This is a genomic window from uncultured Roseobacter sp., assembly GCF_947488185.1.
GTDB lineage: Bacteria > Pseudomonadota > Alphaproteobacteria > Rhodobacterales > Rhodobacteraceae > Roseobacter.
In genome coordinates this window covers 153,636-169,294 of record NZ_CANKYM010000005.1, presented here as the reverse complement: position 1 = coordinate 169,294, position 15,659 = coordinate 153,636, and the positions used below count along the sequence as shown (strand labels likewise).

At 61.5% G+C, this 15,659-nt stretch carries 17 protein-coding genes; 8 read left to right on the top strand and 9 right to left on the bottom strand.

What is annotated here, in order from left to right:
• Window positions 1-14 precede the first annotated feature (14 nt).
• From Q1A52_RS18950 to dusB, 3 genes are read right to left on the bottom strand one after another with little or no spacing between them, the layout of a single operon-like run.
• Window positions 15-1,379 (bottom strand): response regulator, encoded by a 1,365-nt coding sequence (locus Q1A52_RS18950; RefSeq protein WP_300019013.1) that lies wholly within the window; start codon window positions 1,377-1,379, stop codon window positions 15-17.
• Between the two features lie 15 nt (window positions 1,380-1,394).
• The gene (locus tag Q1A52_RS18945; protein WP_300019010.1) at window positions 1,395-2,471 is read right to left on the bottom strand and encodes an ATP-binding protein; all 1,077 of its coding nucleotides are present in this window, start codon (window positions 2,469-2,471) and stop codon (window positions 1,395-1,397) included.
• Window positions 2,468-3,397 (bottom strand): tRNA dihydrouridine synthase DusB, encoded by a 930-nt coding sequence (dusB, locus tag Q1A52_RS18940; protein WP_300019007.1) that lies wholly within the window; start codon window positions 3,395-3,397, stop codon window positions 2,468-2,470. Before dusB ends, Q1A52_RS18945 begins: the two co-directional genes overlap by 4 nt.
• 234 nt (window positions 3,398-3,631) lie before the next feature.
• On the opposite strand from dusB, the gene ispD reads away from it, so the two are divergent.
• From ispD to Q1A52_RS18920, 4 genes are read left to right on the top strand one after another with little or no spacing between them, the layout of a single operon-like run.
• Complete coding sequence (ispD, locus tag Q1A52_RS18935; RefSeq protein ID WP_300019004.1) at window positions 3,632-4,306, top strand: 2-C-methyl-D-erythritol 4-phosphate cytidylyltransferase; 675 nt, start codon at window positions 3,632-3,634, stop codon at window positions 4,304-4,306.
• Window positions 4,287-4,766, top strand: a complete 480-nt coding sequence (gene ispF, locus Q1A52_RS18930; RefSeq protein ID WP_300019001.1) for a 2-C-methyl-D-erythritol 2,4-cyclodiphosphate synthase — start codon at window positions 4,287-4,289, stop codon at window positions 4,764-4,766. The genes ispD and ispF overlap by 20 nt, the downstream gene beginning before the upstream one ends.
• Window positions 4,763-5,260 (top strand): phosphatidylglycerophosphatase A, encoded by a 498-nt coding sequence (locus tag Q1A52_RS18925; RefSeq protein WP_299864331.1) that lies wholly within the window; start codon window positions 4,763-4,765, stop codon window positions 5,258-5,260. Before ispF ends, Q1A52_RS18925 begins: the two co-directional genes overlap by 4 nt.
• The gene (locus Q1A52_RS18920; RefSeq protein WP_300018999.1) at window positions 5,257-5,721 is read left to right on the top strand and encodes a CinA family protein; all 465 of its coding nucleotides are present in this window, start codon (window positions 5,257-5,259) and stop codon (window positions 5,719-5,721) included. The genes Q1A52_RS18925 and Q1A52_RS18920 overlap by 4 nt, the downstream gene beginning before the upstream one ends.
• On the opposite strand, the gene Q1A52_RS18915 is transcribed toward Q1A52_RS18920, so the two are convergent.
• Together Q1A52_RS18915 and Q1A52_RS18910 are read right to left on the bottom strand one after the other, a co-directional pair.
• Window positions 5,695-7,002, bottom strand: coding sequence for an MmgE/PrpD family protein (locus Q1A52_RS18915; RefSeq protein WP_300018996.1), 1,308 nt, complete (start codon window positions 7,000-7,002; stop codon window positions 5,695-5,697). The genes Q1A52_RS18920 and Q1A52_RS18915 overlap by 27 nt on opposite strands.
• Window positions 7,003-7,027: 25 nt before the next feature.
• Window positions 7,028-7,483 (bottom strand): type II toxin-antitoxin system RatA family toxin, encoded by a 456-nt coding sequence (locus Q1A52_RS18910; protein WP_300018993.1) that lies wholly within the window; start codon window positions 7,481-7,483, stop codon window positions 7,028-7,030.
• A 69-nt stretch (window positions 7,484-7,552) separates the two neighbouring features.
• Between Q1A52_RS18910 and hpt the strand changes: the two genes are divergently transcribed.
• Window positions 7,553-8,095 (top strand): hypoxanthine phosphoribosyltransferase, encoded by a 543-nt coding sequence (hpt, locus tag Q1A52_RS18905; RefSeq protein WP_195821968.1) that lies wholly within the window; start codon window positions 7,553-7,555, stop codon window positions 8,093-8,095.
• A gap of 12 nt (window positions 8,096-8,107) precedes the next feature.
• On the opposite strand, the gene Q1A52_RS18900 is transcribed toward hpt, so the two are convergent.
• The 3 genes from Q1A52_RS18900 to Q1A52_RS18890 form a co-directional block, all read right to left on the bottom strand.
• The gene (locus Q1A52_RS18900; protein ID WP_299783396.1) at window positions 8,108-8,287 is read right to left on the bottom strand and encodes a hypothetical protein; all 180 of its coding nucleotides are present in this window, start codon (window positions 8,285-8,287) and stop codon (window positions 8,108-8,110) included.
• Window positions 8,288-8,398: 111 nt separating this feature from the next.
• Complete coding sequence (gene lipA / locus Q1A52_RS18895; RefSeq protein WP_195821966.1) at window positions 8,399-9,358, bottom strand: lipoyl synthase; 960 nt, start codon at window positions 9,356-9,358, stop codon at window positions 8,399-8,401.
• Between the two features lie 191 nt (window positions 9,359-9,549).
• Complete coding sequence (locus Q1A52_RS18890) at window positions 9,550-10,728, bottom strand: DUF6456 domain-containing protein (protein WP_300018990.1); 1,179 nt, start codon at window positions 10,726-10,728, stop codon at window positions 9,550-9,552.
• A 377-nt stretch (window positions 10,729-11,105) separates the two neighbouring features.
• Here Q1A52_RS18890 and Q1A52_RS18885 point away from each other — a divergent pair, with 377 nt between their 5' ends.
• Complete coding sequence (locus Q1A52_RS18885) at window positions 11,106-11,396, top strand: DUF6477 family protein (protein WP_299783398.1); 291 nt, start codon at window positions 11,106-11,108, stop codon at window positions 11,394-11,396.
• A 1-nt stretch (window position 11,397) separates the two neighbouring features.
• Here the strand turns inward: Q1A52_RS18885 and Q1A52_RS18880 are convergent, their stop codons facing one another.
• A complete protein-coding gene (locus tag Q1A52_RS18880) occupies window positions 11,398-12,942 on the bottom strand; it encodes a trimethylamine methyltransferase family protein (RefSeq protein WP_300018986.1) in 1,545 nt (514 codons plus the stop codon).
• A 188-nt stretch (window positions 12,943-13,130) separates the two neighbouring features.
• Between Q1A52_RS18880 and guaA the strand changes: the two genes are divergently transcribed.
• Together guaA and Q1A52_RS18870 are read left to right on the top strand one after the other, a co-directional pair.
• On the top strand, window positions 13,131-14,693 hold the full coding sequence (guaA, locus tag Q1A52_RS18875) for a glutamine-hydrolyzing GMP synthase (protein ID WP_300018983.1): 1,563 nt from the start codon (window positions 13,131-13,133) through the stop codon (window positions 14,691-14,693).
• Window positions 14,694-14,787: 94 nt separating this feature from the next.
• Window positions 14,788-15,651, top strand: a complete 864-nt coding sequence (locus Q1A52_RS18870) for a DMT family transporter (protein WP_300018980.1) — start codon at window positions 14,788-14,790, stop codon at window positions 15,649-15,651.
• Window positions 15,652-15,659 lie beyond the last annotated feature (8 nt).

Genomic DNA, 15,659 nt, shown 5'->3' with positions numbered 1-15,659 from the left:
TTTGTGTGGCAGTTTTACATCAATTTTCGGCGGCGTGTCACCTCTATATCGAGGTCGGTGATCTTTTTTCGCAGGGTATTTCGGTTGATTCCGAGCAAATCGGCACATTTCGCCTGATTTCCGCCGGTCGCTTCGAGGGAAATCTCGATCAAAGGCGCCTCAACCTCGCGCAGAATCCGCGTGTAGAGGCCTGCCGGTGGCAGCATGTTCCCGTGCAGGTCGAAATACCGCCGCAGATGCCGCTCCACCGAAGCGCCGAGCTTCTCGGTATTGCCCGAGGCACGCATCGGTTCCAGATCGGGCTGGGCCCCCAAGACCTGCTCCACCTCGCTGGCGCTGATTTCCGCCGCCCGGCTGGTGAGGCCCAAGCGCCGGATCGCATTTTCCAGCTGGCGTACGTTGCCGGGCCAGGAGTAATTGCGGAAGATGTCCCCGGCCTCGCGTGACAGCTCGCGCGGGGCGGCCCCGGCGGCTTCGGCCTTGGCCAGAAAATGATCCGCGAGGATCGGGATATCATCCACCCGCTCGCGCAGCGCCGGGACCGTCAGCGTGGCGCCGCTCAGCCGGTAATAGAGGTCCTTGCGCATCTGGCCCGCCTCCATGGCGGCGTTCAGATCCGACTGGCTGGTGGCCAGAAACCGTGGCGCGTACTCGCCGGGTGTGTCCATCATATGGACAAGCCGCGCCTGCAGATCGGCGGGCAGATCGGCGATCTCTTCAACCAGCAAGGACCCGCCCTTGACCCGCGCCAGCAGCCGCGCCGGCCCCTCCAGATCCTGCAAGTCTTCGGAAGACGCGGTGATGAACGGCAGATTACGCCGGTCGGAGAAATCATGAATTGCCCGTGCGATCAGCGATTTGCCCGTGCCTGATTCACCCCAGATCAGCACCGGCAGATCGGTGTTCATGACCCGCGCCACGACGCGGTAGAGCGCCTGCATCACCGCCGTGCGCCCCACCAGCGGCAGATCATCGGGCCGCGCCTCCGCCTCATCCGACAGACGCCGGTTCTGCGGGCGCGTATCCAACGCGCGGGCGGTACGCTTCATCAGGTCCGGCAGATCAAAAGGTTTGGGCAGGTAGTCATAGGCCTCTGCCTCCGCCGCCTTGATCGCGGTCATGATCGTGTTCTGCGCCGATATCACGATGACAGGCAGGCCGGGACGATCCTGCGAAATCTTGGGCAACATCTCCAGCCCGTTTCCGTCGGGCATCATCACATCCGAAATCACCACATCGCCTTTCCCCTCGGACACCCAGCGCATCAGCGTTGTCAGGCTGGAGGTCGCGTGTACCTTGCAGCCCGCACGGGTCAGCGCCTGCGTCAACACGGTGCGGATCGTCCTGTCGTCGTCGGCGACCAAAATTGTACCATCCATCTGTCGGAACTCCTTTTACTGGCTGTGCTGAGCGGCCTTGGGCGCGCGAGGCAGGGAAATGCGAAAAACCGTACGACCGGGAATGGACGTCACGGAGATCCACCCCCCGTGGTCGGAAATGATCTTGCTGACGAGGGCCAGGCCCAGACCGGTGCCATTCTCCCGCCCTGAAACAAAGGGATCAAAGACATCGCCCTTGATCGCCTCCGGAAGGCCCGGGCCATCGTCGATGATCTCGATCTGCAAGGGCAGCGATTGGCCGGTGCCATCGGCGCGCCGCAGACGAAACGAGTGTTCATAGTAGCTGTGCAGCCGGATGGTGCCCTTGCTCTCGCCCGCCGCTTCCGAGGCGTTTTTCAGCAGGTTCAACACCACCTGCAGCAGCTGGTCCGGGTCGCCATGGGCGAGCGGCAGGGAGGGGTCGTAATCCTCCACGATCTTCATATGCGCGCCGAAGCCCAGCAGCGCAGAGCGCCGCGCCCGGTCCAGCACGTCATGCACGTTCACCGGCTGAAAGTCGGGCACTGAGAGGTTGCCGAACTGCTCCACCTGCCCCAGCAGCTTGACGATACGGCGGCTTTCCTCGACGATCAAATCCGTTAATTCAAGGTCTTCCGCGCCGAGATTCATGCTAAGCAGCTGCGCGGCACCGGTGATGCCCGCCAGCGGGTTCTTGATTTCATGCGCCAGCATCTCCGCCATGCCGATGGCCGACTTGGCGGCGGATTTCACGGAATGGTTCTGTGTCATCCGCCCGGCCAGCTCGCGCGGCGAAATCATCAGGATCATGTGATCGGGATGCCCAACAAGGGGCGCGACCTGCAGATCGGACTGCATCGGCGCACGTTCGCCACTGCCCACGTCCACATCGTTGACAAAGAGCGGCGTGCCACTGGCGCGGGCCCGCTCAAAGGCTGCCTCCAGCGGGTCGTTGACCGCGATCTGGTCCCAGACCGGCACGTCCCGGACAGATTTAGCCGAGACGTTCAGAAAGCCTTCGGCGGCGGAGTTGATGTCCACGATCTGGTCGTCCGGACCGATGATCAATGTCGGCACAGGCAGGCTGGCCCAGATGGCGCGATCAGAGTTCATGCGGCCACCGAGTGATCGGAATAACTGACCTCACGGAGCAGACGCATCGTTGTGTCCACGCTGTCCGCAGTCAGGATAGCCCGACGCAAGTGGTCCGCGGTGCCACAGGTGTCCATGTACCACCCCAGATGTTTGCGGGCGACGCGCAGCCCAAGATCCTCTCCGTAAAACCGGATCATCGCGTCATAGTGCCTCTGCACCATTTGCGAAAAATCGTCGCCTTGCGGGATGACAGGGGCAGCCGTGTCAAAGAGCTCATGCGCGATCTGCGCCAGCAACCAGGGTTTGCCCCGCGCGCCCCGGCCCACCATGATGCCATCCGCGCCGGAGAGCGTCAGAGCCTCGCGCGCCGATGCGGCATCTATAACATCGCCATTTGCAATCACCGGGATCTGCACCGCATCTTTGACCTGCCGGATGGCGGCCCAATCTGCGCGACCCTTGTAGAACTGGCACCGCGTACGGCCGTGAATGGTGATCATCGCGATGCCCGCATCCGCTGCGCGTTTGGCGATCTGCGGCGCGTTCAGCATCTTGTCGTCCCAGCCCAGCCGGGTCTTGAGCGTCACCGGGATATCCACCGCATTCACCACCGCCTCGATCAGCGTGAGCGCATGATCCGGGGTGCGCATCAGCGCAGAGCCGGAGTAGCCCTGCGTGACCTTCTTGGCGGGGCAGCCCATGTTGATGTCGATGACCTGTGCGCCCTGCCCTTCGACCATGCGTGCGGCCTCGGCCATGGGGGCGGCCTCGCGCCCGGCCAGCTGCACCGCCGTGCCGACGTGACCCAGACCCAGCTCTGCTTTTTCCCGGCTTCCGGGACGCGCGTTCAGCATATCGTGGCTGGCGACCATCTCAGACACCACCAGCCCGGCGCCGAAAGATGCCACCAGCGTGCGGAACGGCAGATCGGTGATTCCGGCCATGGGCGCCAGAAGCACAGGGGGTGTCAAATCGAACGGCAGAGCAACTGAGGTCAAATGCTTAATCCTTGGGCGCTGCCAACGCGTTTATCAATTGAGCCGTATTTCCTCAATATTCCAAGGGGCTCAGGCACCGGCTGTCATGTCAGTATGCACAATTTTTAAGCAAACAGCAGGATCAATTGCCTCCGTCCTCGCAAAGGCCTAGATACGGAGCATGTGGGAGCCAACAGATACATGAAAATCGCCGCCGTGATTGTTGCCGCCGGGCGTGGTCTGCGCGCGGGCGCCGGCCAGCCCAAACAGTGGCGTCCTCTGGCCGGTCGTTCCAGCGCTTATTTCGCCATGCGCGCCTTTGCCGATCACCCGCAGATCGACCGCCTTGTGCTGGTTGTGAGCTCGGATGATTTTGCCACGGGAGATTGGCCAACCGAGCCTGCCGCCGACATTGTCGCGGGCGGTGCCTCGCGCAGCGCTTCCGTGCTCGCGGGGCTTCAGGTGCTGGAAGGTACATGCGATCAAGTGCTGATCCACGATGCTGCGCGGCCCTGCGTGTCGCGCGCCGTGATCGACGGGGTGATTGAGGCGCTACGCGACCGACCGGCAGCAGCCCCTGCGGTGCCCGTCGTTGATGCCTTGTGGCGTGGTGAGGACGGCACGGTGGCCGCCGCTGTCCCGCGTGATGGTCTCTACCGGGCGCAGACCCCGCAGGGGTTTCATCTGGCCGAGATCATCGCCGCGCATCGGGCTTGCCCCGAGGGTGCTGCGGACGATGTCGAACTGGCGCGTCGCGCCGGTTTGGCGGTTGCCATTACGCCGGGCAGCGAAGACAATCTGAAAATCACCATGGCGGAAGATTTCATCCGCGCGGAACGTATCCTGAGGGCAAGAAATGGACATCAGACTGGGTAACGGATTTGACGTGCATGCCTTTGGTTCGGGCGATCACGTCACCCTTTGCGGCGTGAAAATCCCGCACGATCAGGGGCTTGTGGGGCATTCCGATGCAGATGTGGCGCTGCATACGATCACGGATGCGATTTATGGCGCACTGGCGCAGGGCGACATTGGCCAGCATTTCCCGCCCAGTGATCCCCAGTGGAAGGGGGCCGCGAGCGACATCTTTCTACGCCACGCCGTGTCGCTTGCCACGAACATGGGGTTTGGCCTTTCCAATGTCGATTGCACGCTGATTTGCGAGGCGCCCAAGATCGGCCCCCATGCCGCCGCCATGCGAGAAAATCTAGCGCGGATCATGGCGCTGGAGGTGGATTGTATCTCGGTCAAGGCGACCACCTCGGAACGGCTGGGCTTTACCGGGCGCGGCGAGGGCATCGCCTGCCTCGCCACAGCCGCCCTGGTGAAACCATGAACCGCGCGGCGACCTTGATCGCGACCATGATGGGGGTGGGCTACATCCGCCCTGCGCCGGGCACATGGGGGTCACTGGTCGCCCTGCCCTGGGGCTGGCTGCTGCATGTTCTGGGGGGCTTTCCGCTTTTGCTGCTGGGTATTTTTGCAGGGTTCGCCAAGGGGTGGTGGGCGACGGCCATCGTGACAAAAGACAGTGCGGATCATGATCCATCCGAGATCGTCGTCGATGAGGTTGTCGGTCAGTGGATTGCGCTGCTGCCGCTGTCCTACGCCGCCTGGTCAATGGGGATAAACATCCTGGTTATGTGGCCCGGCTGGATCGCTGCGTTCCTTCTGTTCCGCCTTTTCGACATCCTGAAACCGGGGCCGGTTGGCTGGGCAGACCGGCGTGGTGATGCCTTGGGCGTCATGCTGGATGACGTGATCGCAGGGGTTTTCGCTGCAATCGGGGTGCTGATCCTCGCCGGGCTTTACCACGGCGTTCTGGCATGAGCCTCGCGCGGGACGTCCTTGAAAAGGCTATGGCGGCGCAGATGATGATCACGGCGGCCGAAAGCTGCACGGGCGGTATGGTGATGGCGGCGCTGACCGATATTCCCGGCTCTTCTTCTGTGGTGGAACGGGGCTTTGTCACCTATTCCAACGATGCCAAAACCGAAATGCTGGGCGTGAAACCTGTCACCCTCGCTACTCATGGGGCCGTCTCCGAAGAGGTGGCGGCGGAGATGGCGCGCGGTGCGCTGACAGCATCGCAGGCGCAGTTGGCCGTGTCGATCACTGGCATTGCCGGGCCCGGTGGGTCGGAGCATAAACCCGAAGGTCGGGTCTGTTTCGGGCTGGCGCGTGGTAAAGCAGTGCAAACCGAAACGGTGGAATTCGGTGCGCGCGGGCGGGAAAATGTACGCGCCGCCGCACGCGACCACGCGCTACGTCTTTTGCGCGACGGGCTTTGACGTCTGCAAAAGTGTCGTAAAGCCTGCAAGATCGCCGGACTCGACGGACTGCCAGAGCACATCGGCTTGTTTCTCGCCCAGAAATCCGCGCGCCTTTTCTCTCAGTTTTTGACGCCGGACGTCAAAGGGCATGGGCGAGGCCAGATCGTAACAACCGTTGATGACCTCTCCGGACGTCAGCGTAAGCTCGATACGACATTGCATTTCTGACAGCAGTGCATCCTCCGCGACGTCGATCTTTTGCCGCAAGGCAACCAGCGCCGGATCCTGCGCCATTGCGTCGGAGAAATTTTCGGTGCGCCCCGTGTCCATGCCTGAAAGCGCCATAGCCGCCGTGTGACGATAGCTGAATTTGGCTGCAAGCCCCGTGTTTGGATCGGACTTGTTGCAAACGCTCATCCACCTGGGGTGCGTATGAACTGTCACGCGCTCAATCTGTTCGATTTCGACATCCACCTCGCGCAGCGCCTCCAGCATGGCGTGAAGCCCGTGGCAACAGGCGTGGAACTTGTGGCAGATCGTCATGATCTGCCAAGGCGCGGTGCCCAGATGCGGCAGATGCGCCGTCGATCCGGTGGCGTGATGTGTCTCTGCAAACCCCAGCGGTCCGGCCAGACCGTCCGCCGCACCGGTCAACCCCGCCTGCGCCCAAAGTGCGGCCTCGACCCCGCTGCGTGCGGCGAGCCCGGCATTCATCGGTTTGCCGCCCGTGCCGAATTGCGCCTTCAGGCCAGAAGCCAGGGACGCGCAGAGCCCAAGCGCGTGGCGGACCTCATCAGGGGACAGGTGCAGCAAACGAGCCGCAGCCAGCGTTGCCCCGAAAGCACCCGCCGTGGCGGTCTGGTGAAACCCCACCTGGTAGTGGTCCCGGCCCAACCACAGCCCCACGTGGATCGAGGCCTCGACCCCGATCAGCGCCGCCACGAGCAGATCGTCGAAAGACGCCCCCGACCGTTCCGCAACCGCCAGCGCAGCGGGGACAACGGCAACTGACGGGTGACCGATATGTGCAAAATGAGTGTCGTCAAAGTCGAGCGCGTGGCTCAACGTGCCGTTGACGAGGGCCGCCGTGGATGCCGGTGCAGCGCCGCCGCCAAAGATCGTTGCCTCTGTCGCACCGCCGGCCTGGATCACTGCGGTACGGAACCCCGCGAACTCGGCTTCCTGCGCGCCGGCAATGCCGCATGTCGCCCAGTCAAAGAGCGACAGCCGCATCATCTCCAGCGCGTCGCGGTCGGGGTCTGCCCCGGCGAAGGCGATCAGTCTGTCGGTGATCCCCATCATTGCCGGTCCTTCGCTGAGCAGATCAAACCTGCTGCGTACCGTAGAGCGCCTGAGCGCGGGTTTCAAAGGCGCGCACGATCCGCTGCATCGCTTCATTGAAGACCACCCCGATCAGACGCTGCAAAATCATGTTGCGAAAGGCAAAATCGACAAAGAAGCTGACCTCGCAGCCCTCTGGCACATCGCGAAACGCCCAGTTGGATTTCATGTAGCGAAACGGCCCGTCGAGGTATTCGGTGTCGATCTTCTTGTCGTCCGGCATCAACACCACGCGGCTGGTGAAGCGCTCGCGGAAGACCTTGAAGCTGATCACCAGGTCGGCCTCCATCACCTGCGCGTTGTCTTGCGGCGTCACCGACTTCACCCGTGCCGCGGAACACCAGGGCAGAAACTCCGGATAACTGCCCACATCGGCCACGAGATCATACATTTGCTGGGCGCTGTAGGGGAGTGTTCGGGTTTCGGCGTGCGTGGGCATTGATTTGTCAGGTTGTGAAGGTTAGCCATCCATGTGCTTCGTCCGCTTGCCAAGATCAAGGTCTAACCCATGCCCACGCGTCCTTATGTCATAGACGAAATGATCTCGGCCAAGGCGATTGCCGCGCGGATCGAGGATTTGTGCCGCGAGATTCAGGGCGAATTCAAGGACACCGACAAGCTGGTGGTTGTCGGGCTGCTGCGCGGCAGCTTTGTCTTTATCGCCGATCTGGTGCGCGAACTGGACCTGCCGATCGAGGTCGATTTCCTCGAAGCCTCAAGCTATGGCGACGGCATGGAGAGCACGCGGGAAGTCCGCATCCTCAAGGACTTACGCGGGGCCATAGAAGGTCGCGATGTGCTGGTGGTCGAGGACATCGTCGACACCGGCCACACGCTGAACCACGTGACACACCTGCTCGACAGCCGCCTGCCCGCGCGCCTGAAATCCATTGCCCTGCTCGATAAACCCAGCCGCCGCGAAGTGGATTTCAAAGCCGATTGGACCGGCTTTGAAATACCAGATGAATTTGTCGTGGGCTATGGGATCGATTTTGCCCAGCGGAACCGAAATCTGCCGTTCATCGGCAAGGTGAGGTTCACGCAGGACTAGGCGCGCCGGAGGTCAGACTTTCGCCCGGCCCTGGCCAGTTTTCCGCACAACGGAAAGAGTATCCTGCGCGTCGCGTGCCATGATGGCAAAAATCGCGTCATCAATGTGGTGGCTTGCAACGTCATAGCGTTTTCGGTCGAGTGCGCAATTAATGTCACGCAGGGCCAGAATTGCCCAATGGATATCGGTCATCTTATCTGCCTTGGAGAGTTTACAATTACCCTCCCCGACTACACAACCATCGCGATAAATGTCACGGGAATGAAACGGGGAATTTCCCCCATTAACGCAACGTCACGTTGATCAGGCGATGCCCAGCTTGCGATTCCGGGCTGCGCGGAGTTGGGCGAAGTCGTCCCCCGCGTGATAGGATGACCGTGTCAACGGCGTGGCCGAGACCATCAGAAAGCCTTTGCCGTAGGCTGCCTTTTCATAGGTCGCGAATTCGTCCGGGTGTACGAATCGGTCCACGCGGTGGTGTTTCGGCGTGGGCTGCAGATACTGCCCGATGGTCAGGAAATCGATGTCGGCGGCACGCATGTCCTCCATCACCTGCATCACGGCCTGCTTGTCCTCGCCCAGACCCACCATGATGCCCGATTTTGTAAACATTGACGGATCCAGTTCCTTCACCCGTTGCAAGAGCCGCAGGGAATGGAAGTAGCGCGCACCCGGGCGGACCTCGGGGTAGAGGCCGGGTACCGTTTCGAGATTGTGATTAAAGACATCGGGACGCGCCTCGACAACGACCTCCAGCGCTTCCGGGCCACATTTGATGAAATCGGGTGTCAGGATTTCAATCGTGGTGTCGGGGCTACGGTGACGTATGGCGCGAATCGTCTGGGCAAAGTGATCGGCACCACCGTCTTCCACATCGTCGCGGTCCACGGAGGTGATGACCACGTGATTCAACCCCAGCTTCTCAACGGCATGGGCGACACGGCCGGGTTCAAAGGCGTCCAGCGCTTCGGGCGGTTTGCCGGTGGCGATGTTGCAGAAGGTGCAGGCGCGCGTACACACCTCGCCCATGATCATCATGGTGGCGTGACCCTGGCTCCAGCATTCGCCGACGTTGGGACATCCGGCCTCTTCACAAACGGTGACGAGATTATTGTCCCGCATGATCCGCGCGGTTTCGGCATATCCCTGCCCGCCCGGTGCCTTGACGCGAATCCAATCGGGTTTCTTGGGCTGCGGATTGTCCGGGCGCCGCGCCTTTTCAGGGTGGCGCTGTTCGGGGATTTTCAGATCGCGTGGGGCCATGAAAAATGCTCCTTCACATCCGGATGTATGAGACATCCCGGGTCGATCAAGGTGTAGACGATGTCAGGGGTGAGGTTCAACCACGAGGCAATGTCGCGGGCTGCATGGCAGATGTGCGTCAGACGCCATGCAAAACGGGGCGCGCTTTTCAACGCCCCCCGTCTCAGGTCTCGATTGCCTGCCTTGTTATTCTATCCGATGAGCGGCCCGCCGGGGCCGATGGTTTCATCATAGTGCCGTTTCAGCCGCATCAGCGCGATCCGCAGCACGATCTTGCCCGACCGCGCGGACCAGCCCAGCTTTTTCTCGGCCGTTTCAAGCCCTTCGAGGTAGCAGCAGCAGCGTAACACCACATCCGAGAGGCCCGGCCCAAGGTCGGACAGCGCATCCGCCACCCGTTTGCGCGCATTGGAGGGGCCGTCACCCACGCCGCTGTCCGGCACGAAACTGCCCCGCCCGCCTGCTGTCAGGAATCGATCCCAGTTTTGAGCCACGCGCGGGCCCATTTGCGCCAGCTCAAAGTCCTCGCGCAGGCGTTCGCCGACGGTGACCAGATCGTCGTTGAGGAAGGGCTCGCCGTTCTTATCCCGCCGCCGGGCCAGGGCCGTCAGCGGGCTTTCCGCCAGATTGTACCGCATGCGGCGCGGACGTCCGGTGTCGATATCAGGCAATATTTTTTCGCCCCAGCTGCGATGCTGGCCGGCGAAATCAGTTGGTGCCTCGGCAAATCCGCTTGCCGTGGTGCCGCCTTCCTCGTCCAGCATGTCTTCGAGCGCCGCGCGCCCGGCCGGGGTGATCGAATATCGGGTGATTTTACCCGTCGTCTGGGCCGAAATCCATTCCTTCAGCGCCATGGCTTCGGCAATCTGGCGGGACACAACCCCGGTTCGCGTCGCCTGTCCGCCGGCCCCGTCCCGCACGATCACGGCTTTCTCCATCTCGGCGGCCACGGCAAGCACTGCGCCGGTCTCACATAGGCGGCGCAGAACGCGTGCGCCTTCCGCCATCAGCACGTCTTCACTGGGCGGGTTGTCCGAAGGTGACGTCGGAGCAGATATTCTGTCTTGGAAGCTCATGCGCGGAAGATCCTTTTCGTTCACTTTGGCGGCGTTGGAACGGGGAACAAAATGCGCGGCACCCAGTGATTTGAGCGCCGCATCGACCAATGGATCGTCCCGCCTCGTTTCAACCCGCCGTATCTGGCGTAGAATGGTTGAGGCGTGGCAGCCTGCCGCCCGGGCGAGGGCCCGGATTGGCAAACCGGCTTCGGTATGAGCCAGATACACCTGTGCCGCTGCGGGTACCCAGTCGGGCAGTGTTGCCTCGAGTGTGTCGCAGCCGCGTGAGGGGGTCATCTCCAGCTCTTTCATATGATCCGATCCGGCGTCATAGCATGCCTTAGTTGTGCCACAATTCAAAACACAACCTAAAGACGAATTGGTTACCCGTTCGTTAACAGTTTCTGATTTGAGGATTATTGTCTCTAAATTATAAACAGTATTTAAACCTCCGCGCGGCGCTAAACGCGCTGCCGCAACAGGCAGGCAACCGGGCAAACTCCGCATTCTGCGGGCCGGTCGGATATTTCGATCACGCTCTAAATTCCCACCCTTCTCAGAGTGTTAACAAGTTCCTAAGCCCCCCGAGCGTGGCTCTACGTGCCTGCGCAACAGGCAGGACGCCCGTGTAATATCGCAATCGTCGGGGAGAAAATCCCCTGGGGATAGACGGTACAAAGGAATGTCCAATGCAAGACCTGCTCTCAATGCTGCACGCCATTCGTCGGCCACAACTTTTGATGCGCGCTGCGCGGATCGGCGCGGAGGACTATCGACGCACGGTACATTTGCCTCGGCTGCTGGGGTATGGTGTTTTGCCGCGTCACGGTGCTGCATTGTTTCGTTTGATCGAGATTGAAGCTGACCTGAACGCGCAGAGAACTGGCGGGGATACCAGTTACAGCCTGATCCGCCACGTGGATGTGTTGATCGCCATGCTGGGTGAGGCCCGCGTACTGCGCGCCTCGCAGGCTGCATAGATCACATGAAGCTGTCGGGCTCGGCGGCCTTCTTGCGCGCGATGTAGTCCGAAAGCGCTTCGTTGATCGATGGGTCAAGCGCTGGCTGCTTATAGTCGGCCAGCATCTTCTCAACCCGGAGGCCGGCGAGCGTTTGGGTGTCCCGCGCGCCTTCGTCCTCCCAGGTCTCGAAGGGCTTGTAGTCCAGTAGATCTGATTTCCAGAAAGCGGATTTGAAGTTGCGTTGCGTGTGATCACATCCCAGGTAATGCCCGCCGGGGCCGACCTCGCGGATCGCATCCAGGGCTTGGGCGTCCTCATCCACCGAGACGCCTTGTGCAAGATGATGCAGGGTACCCAGTTGATCCGCGTCCATGACAAACTTCTCAAAAGAGGACACCAGCCCGCCTTCCAGCCAGCCGCAGGAATGCAGCATGAAGTTCACCCCTGCCAACAGCCCCATGTTCAGGCTGTTCGCGGTCTCGTAGGCGGCCTGTGCATCCGGCAGCTTGGATCCGCAGAAGGACCCGGCGGACCGGTAGGGCAGCCCCAAACGGCGGGCAAGCTGTCCTGCACCGTATGTGATATGCGCAGCCTCCGGCGTGCCGAAGGTCGGCGCGCCCGAATTCATGTCGATGGAGGTCACGAACGCCCCCATGATCACCGGCGCACCGGGGCGGATCAGCTGGCTATAGGCGATGCCCGCAAGGCACTCGGCCAGCACCTGCGTCAGCGTACCGGCCACTGAAACCGGTGCCATCGCCCCACCCACAATAAAGGGGGAAATGATGCAGGCCTGGTTGTTCTTTGCATAAATCTCCAGAGCGCCCATCATCACATCGTCGAATGTCATCGGCGAGTTGATGTTGATGAGCGAGGTCATCACGGTGTTGTCCTGCACGAACTCCTTGCCGAAGAGGATCTCGCACATCTCCACTGAATCCTGTGCGCGGCTGGGCTCTGTCACCGAGCCCATGAAGGGCTTGTCGCTTAGCGTCATATGCGCGTGCAGCATATCCAGATGGCGTTTGTTCACCGGCACATCCGTCGGTTCGCAGACCGTGCCGCCGGAGTGGTGCAGCCACTTGGACATATAGCCCAGCTTCACGAATTTACGGAAATCCTCCATCGTGGCATAGCGCCGTCCGCCCACCGCGTCGCGGACAAAGGGCGGGCCGTAGACCGGGGCCAGCACGAGATTTTTACCGCCGACAACCACGTTCCGTTCCGGGTTTCGGGCGTGTTGCGTGTAGCTTGACGGTGCCGTCGCGCACAGCTTGCGGGCCAGGCCGCGCGGGATACGCACCCGTTCGCCATCCACATCCGCCCCGGCATCGCGCCAGCGCGCCAGCGCCGCCGGGTTTTCCACGAAATTGACTCCGATTTCTTCCAGCACCGTTTCGGCATTGGTCTCGATGATCTCCAGCGCTTCTTCGGTCAGGACCTCGAAATTGGGAATGTTGCGCTCGATGAAACGTGCGGTTTCAAAGGACACCGCGCTGCGTTCCGCGCGTCGTGCTGCTCCACCGCCGCCACGTCCCCGTCTACGCTCCGCCGCCTGTGCCATGTAGATACTCCCCGATGTCTCACTTGCGCCGGTGCTACAGTATTCCACCTGACGTCCTCATCCGTATAGCGGCCTTGCAGGGAAAAAAGCGACATGTCCCCGCCTTTCGCCCTTTATTATAAGACTATGCACAGGTGTTGGGCATTCGGCCTCTTGCCACTGCGACCGCGCGCGCCTAATCAGCACCCATGAGCACATCCGAACACGACCGCCTCCTCATCATCGATTTCGGCAGCCAGGTGACGCAGTTGATTGCGCGCCGCCTGCGAGAGCTGAACGTCTATTGCGAAATCCACCCCTTCAATATGGTCACGGACGCGTTCCTGCGTGATTTCGCGCCGAAGGCGGTGATTTTCTCCGGGGGGCCGTCGTCTGTCTTTGCCGAAGGCGCGCCGATGCCGCCCAAGAGCGTCTTTGATCTGGGCGTGCCGATTCTGGGAATCTGCTACGGCCAGCAGGTGATGATGCATTGTCTGGGCGGCAAGGTGGAACGTGGCCACGGCACGGCAGAGTTCGGACGGGCCTATGTGACGCCGGAGGCGCGCAGGCTGGCGCTGCTGGAGGGATGGTTTGCCGCAGACCGCGAACAGGTCTGGATGAGCCACGGCGATCACGTCAGTGAAATCGCGCCAGGGTTTGATGTCTATGGCACCTCCCCCAATGCGCCCTTTGCGATCACCGCCGACATCGACCGGAATTTCTATGCGGTGCAGTTCCATCCGGAAGTGCACCACACACCCAACGGCGCCAAGCTTTGCGAGAACTTCGTGCGGCTGGCCGGGTTCAAGGGTGACTGGACCATGGGCGCCTACCGTGAGGAGGCCATCCAGCGCATCCGCGACCAGGTCGGCGACGGCAAGGTGATCTGCGCCCTCTCCGGTGGCGTCGACAGTTCGGTTGCCGCCGTGCTGATCCATGAGGCCATCGGCGCGCAGCTGACCTGCGTCTATGTCGATCACGGGCTGATGCGCAAAGGCGAGAGTGCGCAGGTCGTGGGCATGTTTCGCGAACACTATAACCTGCCGCTGATCCACGCCGACGAATCCGATCTCTTTCTGGGCAAGCTCGAAGGGGTCAGCGACCCTGAAACCAAGCGCAAGATCATTGGCGGTCTCTTCATCGATGTCTTCGAGAGGCACGCGCGCGAGATGGGCGGCGCCGATTTCCTGGCGCAGGGCACGCTATATCCGGATGTGATCGAATCGGTGTCCTTTTCGGGTGGGCCTTCGGTGACGATCAAATCGCACCACAACGTCGGCGGCCTGCCTGAGCGCATGAACATGCAGCTGGTGGAACCGTTGCGCGAGCTTTTCAAGGACGAGGTGCGCGCGCTGGGGCGTGAATTGGGCCTGCCCCCGAGCTTCATCGGGCGCCACCCCTTCCCCGGTCCGGGGCTCGCCATCCGCTGCCCCGGCGAGATTACCCGCGAAAAACTCGACATCCTGCGCGAGGCCGATGCCGTCTACATCGACCAGATTCGCAAACATGGGCTCTATGATGACATCTGGCAGGCGTTTGTGGCGATTCTCCCCGTCCGCACGGTGGGTGTCATGGGCGATTATCGCACCTATGATTATGCCTGCGCGCTGCGCGCCGTGACCTCTGTGGACGGGATGACGGCGGACTACTTCCCCTTCTCCCACGAATTTCTCGGCGAAACGGCCACGCGAATCATCAACGAAGTGCCGGGGATCAATCGGGTCACCTATGACATCACGTCCAAGCCTCCGGGCACAATCGAATGGGAATGACCCGGTGATGTTCAGGCTCCCGTCACGAGGGCGACAGTCCGGGAACGTGATCTAAGCCTCCCCTCGCGACCCTCGCCCAAATCAAGGTATCCTCATGTCCCCCATTCTCAAGGCCGCGCTGTGGATGAGTGGTGCGATCGCGTCCTTCTCCACCATGGCGGTCGCGGGGCGCGAAGCCGCTGCCCAGCTCGATACCTTTGAGATCATGATGTACCGCAGCCTGATCGGTGTGGTCGTGGTGGTGGTCGTTGCCGTGATTACAGGCACATGGCGGCAGATCAACCGCGACAGTCTGGGCGCGCATCTGGTGCGCAATATGGCGCATTTCACCGGGCAGAACCTGTGGTTCTATGCGGTGACGGTGATCCCGCTGGCGCAGGTCTTTGCCCTGGAATTCACCTCGCCGCTGTGGGTGATCGTCCTGTCCCCGCTTATCCTGGGCGAGCGGCTGACTCTGGTGCGGGGGATCGCGGCCATCATGGGATTCATCGGCATCCTGATCGTGGCGCGCCCCGATATGGCGGGCATCAACGCGGGTGTGGTTACGGCGGCGGCCTCTGCCATCTTCTTTGCGCTGACGATCATGTTCACCAAACGGCTGACGCGCAGCCAGAGCATCACCTGCATTCTCTTCTACCTGACCACGATGCAGCTGGTGATGGGCCTGATTGCCGCCGGGTACGACGGCGACATCGCCCTGCCGGATGCGGCCAGTCTCCCCTTTGTGATCATGATTGGGTTTGCCGGTCTGCTGGCGCACTATTGCATGACAAACGCGCTGGCGATTGCCCCTGCGACGGTGGTGGTGCCGATCGATTTCATCCGCCTGCCCGCCATCGCGATCATCGGAATGCTGCTCTACAATGAGACCGTCGACGTCTGGGTTTTTCTGGGGGCCGGAATCATCTTTGCAGGCAACTATTTGAACATTTGGGTCGAAACCCGGCAAAAGACTTGATTTTACGT

What these genes read in the sequence shown, in the direction of transcription:
- Q1A52_RS18950 (WP_300019013.1), bottom strand. Translation starts at nt 1,379, where the DNA reads ATGGATGGTACAATTTTGGTCGCCGACGACGACAGGACGATCCGCACC.
- Q1A52_RS18945 (WP_300019010.1), bottom strand. Translation starts at nt 2,471, where the DNA reads ATGAACTCTGATCGCGCCATCTGGGCCAGCCTGCCTGTGCCGACATTG.
- dusB (WP_300019007.1), bottom strand. Translation starts at nt 3,397, where the DNA reads ATGGCCGGAATCACCGATCTGCCGTTCCGCACGCTGGTGGCATCTTTC.
- ispD (WP_300019004.1), top strand. Translation starts at nt 3,632, where the DNA reads ATGAAAATCGCCGCCGTGATTGTTGCCGCCGGGCGTGGTCTGCGCGCG.
- ispF (WP_300019001.1), top strand. Translation starts at nt 4,287, where the DNA reads ATGGACATCAGACTGGGTAACGGATTTGACGTGCATGCCTTTGGTTCG.
- Q1A52_RS18925 (WP_299864331.1), top strand. Translation starts at nt 4,763, where the DNA reads ATGAACCGCGCGGCGACCTTGATCGCGACCATGATGGGGGTGGGCTAC.
- Q1A52_RS18920 (WP_300018999.1), top strand. Translation starts at nt 5,257, where the DNA reads ATGAGCCTCGCGCGGGACGTCCTTGAAAAGGCTATGGCGGCGCAGATG.
- Q1A52_RS18915 (WP_300018996.1), bottom strand. Translation starts at nt 7,002, where the DNA reads ATGGGGATCACCGACAGACTGATCGCCTTCGCCGGGGCAGACCCCGAC.
- Q1A52_RS18910 (WP_300018993.1), bottom strand. Translation starts at nt 7,483, where the DNA reads ATGCCCACGCACGCCGAAACCCGAACACTCCCCTACAGCGCCCAGCAA.
- hpt (WP_195821968.1), top strand. Translation starts at nt 7,553, where the DNA reads ATGCCCACGCGTCCTTATGTCATAGACGAAATGATCTCGGCCAAGGCG.
- Q1A52_RS18900 (WP_299783396.1), bottom strand. Translation starts at nt 8,287, where the DNA reads ATGACCGATATCCATTGGGCAATTCTGGCCCTGCGTGACATTAATTGC.
- lipA (WP_195821966.1), bottom strand. Translation starts at nt 9,358, where the DNA reads ATGGCCCCACGCGATCTGAAAATCCCCGAACAGCGCCACCCTGAAAAG.
- Q1A52_RS18890 (WP_300018990.1), bottom strand. Translation starts at nt 10,728, where the DNA reads ATGAAAGAGCTGGAGATGACCCCCTCACGCGGCTGCGACACACTCGAG.
- Q1A52_RS18885 (WP_299783398.1), top strand. Translation starts at nt 11,106, where the DNA reads ATGCAAGACCTGCTCTCAATGCTGCACGCCATTCGTCGGCCACAACTT.
- Q1A52_RS18880 (WP_300018986.1), bottom strand. Translation starts at nt 12,942, where the DNA reads ATGGCACAGGCGGCGGAGCGTAGACGGGGACGTGGCGGCGGTGGAGCA.
- guaA (WP_300018983.1), top strand. Translation starts at nt 13,131, where the DNA reads ATGAGCACATCCGAACACGACCGCCTCCTCATCATCGATTTCGGCAGC.
- Q1A52_RS18870 (WP_300018980.1), top strand. Translation starts at nt 14,788, where the DNA reads ATGTCCCCCATTCTCAAGGCCGCGCTGTGGATGAGTGGTGCGATCGCG.